Raw genomic sequence first — 2,668 nt, 5'->3', positions numbered from 1 at the left:
CCAGGTGGTCGGGCAGCCGGTCACGCAGCCAGTCGCGCAGCTCGGGCTCGGTCACGCCGGAGGCGGCCACGTGCGCGACGAGGTAGGCGATGCCGTCGTCGTCGGTGTGCGCCAGGACGACGGCGCGGCGCACCGCGGGATGGCGGTCCAGCGCCGACTCGACCTCGCCCAGCTCCACCCGGTAGCCGCGGATCTTGACCTGGTCGTCGGCGCGGCCCACGTAGCGCAGCTCGCCGTCCACCCGCCGGACCAGGTCGCCGGTGCGGTAGACGCGGGTGCCGTCCGGGTCGGTGCCGAACGCCTGCGAGTCGTGGCCCAGGTAGCCGCGGGTCACGTTCGGGCCGCCGATCCACAACTCGCCGATCTCTCCCTCGGGGACCGGGTTGCCGGCGGCGTCGCGCACGCTGAGCAGCGCGTTCGCCATCGGCCCGCCCAGCGGCGGGTCGCCCTGGTGGTCGCGGCTCACCTCGAACAGGGTGGAGCCGGTGGTGCACTCGGTGGGGCCGTACATGTTGAGCACGCGGCGCACACCGGGGTTGGCGTACACGCGCGCGACCAGCGCGGCGGTCAGCCGCTCGCCGCCGGACAGCACCATGCGCACGCCGTCCGGCAGCGGCTCGCGCAGCAGCACCGACAGCGCGGACGGGACGCCGAAGACCGTGCGCACCTCGTCGCGGGCCGGCAGCGTCGGCAGCGCCAGCACGTTGTCCGCCATGATCACGGTCCCGCCGGCGAAGAGCGGCGTGAAGATCTGGGTGATCGAGGCGTCGAAGCAGATGGAGGAGCCGGCGAGCATGCCGCTCAGCTCCTCGGCGGTGTAGGCGGACGCCTCCCAGCGCACCAGGTTCAGGGTGTTGCGGTGCTCCACGACCACGCCCTTGGGACGGCCGGTGGAGCCGGAGGTGTAGATCACGTACGCGGCGTCGCCCGGCTCGCCGGGCACCTGCGGCCCGTGCGCGGCGGGCGTCACGTCGTCGACGAGCACGGTGTCCGCGCCGGTCGGCGCCGCGGTCTCGCGCCGCGCCGCCGAGGTGACCACCGCGGTCATGGCGGCGTCCTCGGCCATGAAACGTAAGCGCTCGGCCGGGTAGGCCGGGTCCAGCGGCACGTAGGCCGCGCCCGCCTTGAGCACCCCGATCAGCGCGGGCACCAGCCACTCGTCGCGGTCGAGGCAGATGCCCACCAGGTCGCCGCGTCCCACACCTCGCGCGGCCAGGGCGTTGGCGATCCCGTTGGCCCTGCGGTCGAGCTCGGCGTAGGTCATCCGGCTCGTGCCCGCGACGACGGCGAGGCGATCGGGTGTCCGCCGGCACTGCGCCTCCAGGGCCTCGTGGAGGCGTCCCGGCGAGTCGGTGGGAGGGCGGTTCGCGCCCGTCACATCCGTAGTCATGTGTCCTCTTTCCAGCAAAGGTCAAACGTGCCCGGGTGGGCGGTATGGAACAGCCCGTTCCTCGGGACGGCACGCGGGCCCGGGCGAGGTCGTCGCTGGGCGCGTGGGGTCGTGCGGCGTCGTGCGGGCGGTTCAGTGTCGCGCGGTCGGCGGGTGCGGCGGGGGGCATTCGCGGCAAATGTCATGTTCTGCGGTTACGTGCTCCTTTCGCCCATGGTCGTCCGCGCAACAGCATCGGTGACCCGGCTTGCCGCTGACTTGGAACCTGCCATGATCTTGCTTGCAGGAGGGCGCGTCATCGGCCGGTGGGCGCGGGACGGCTCGGCGGGCGGTCAGCGACGTCCCGGCGCCCGGCGTCGGCCGGAGCGCGCGAACCTCCTGGACCGGCGACAGGCAGACCCCGGGCTCCGGATATGGGCGAGGAGTGCGGCCTTCTCGCCACTGCTCCGGAACGCCACACCGACATGATCCTCTTCGCCGGGTCGGTCCCGCAATCGGGGGCGAAAGGCAGGAAAGAGGGCGAAATGTAAGGGTCCCGTTGACATCCGGGGAAGGGTTCTCGTCAACCCCGCGCAACAGAAGGCGCGGACGGGCAAGCACATCCGTCGCGGGACCTCACGGGACGGTGAGGTCGGGAGCCGCGACGGGAAAGGCCCTGGGGTGTTGGCGCAGAGGAGGGCTCGGAAAAAGAAGGCCCCCGCCGGGGTCGGGCCCCGGCGGGGGACGGGCGACGTCACGGACGTCGTGGCGTGCGTACTCAGGGACGGCGTGACGGACGCCGTGGCGTGCTCAGGGGCGGCGTCACGGACGCCGTGGCGTGCGTGGTCAAGGACGGTGTGGCCGCCCGCACGCGGCGCCGCGGCGTCCGGGCCCTGTTCCTGCCCGTGATGGCCAGGCCGCCGACGCGGCCGACGGGCAGGAGAGGACGGACGTCACGCGGCGGCGACGGGTCGTGATCAGCCGGTGTACCGCGGCTTGACGGCGACCGGCTCCCTCGGCCCCGCCGTCTGCTCCACCGTGGGCCGGCCTTCGGCGGGCACCGGGGAGGGCGCCGCGGAGGGGCCTGCGGCGGGCACCGCGGCGGGCACTGCGGCGGGCTTCGCGGGCTCGGCCGAGGCCGTCCCCGAGAGCCCGGCGAGGCCCGCCGCGAGCGCCAGCGCCGCGACGCCGCCGACCAGCATGGTTCTGATCTTCATGGGGTTCCTCTCATCCTTCGAACAGGGCCTCAGCCCTTGACGACGACCGGAGTGCCGATCGCCAGGTTCTTCGCCATCCAGG

At 73.5% G+C, this 2,668-nt stretch carries 3 protein-coding genes; 1 reads left to right on the top strand and 2 read right to left on the bottom strand.

The window, feature by feature from the left end:
* Window positions 1-1,390 (bottom strand): amino acid adenylation domain-containing protein (locus ACWCSD_RS51240; RefSeq protein WP_449926938.1); only part of this gene is annotated, 1,390 nt, incomplete at its 3' end.
* Between the two features lie 749 nt (window positions 1,391-2,139).
* Here ACWCSD_RS51240 and ACWCSD_RS51235 point away from each other — a divergent pair.
* Window positions 2,140-2,346, top strand: coding sequence for a hypothetical protein (locus ACWCSD_RS51235; RefSeq protein WP_397161957.1), 207 nt, complete (start codon window positions 2,140-2,142; stop codon window positions 2,344-2,346).
* On the opposite strand, the gene ACWCSD_RS51230 is transcribed toward ACWCSD_RS51235, so the two are convergent.
* On the bottom strand, window positions 2,347-2,586 hold the full coding sequence (locus ACWCSD_RS51230; protein WP_397210548.1) for a hypothetical protein: 240 nt from the start codon (window positions 2,584-2,586) through the stop codon (window positions 2,347-2,349). It abuts the gene before it with no gap.
* Window positions 2,587-2,668: the final 82 nt, after the last annotated feature.

It is taken from the genome of Nonomuraea sp. NPDC001684 (genome assembly GCF_053596515.1).
The sequence above is the reverse complement of the archived record's forward strand: the minus strand, read 5'-3'. Positions and strand labels throughout refer to the sequence as shown.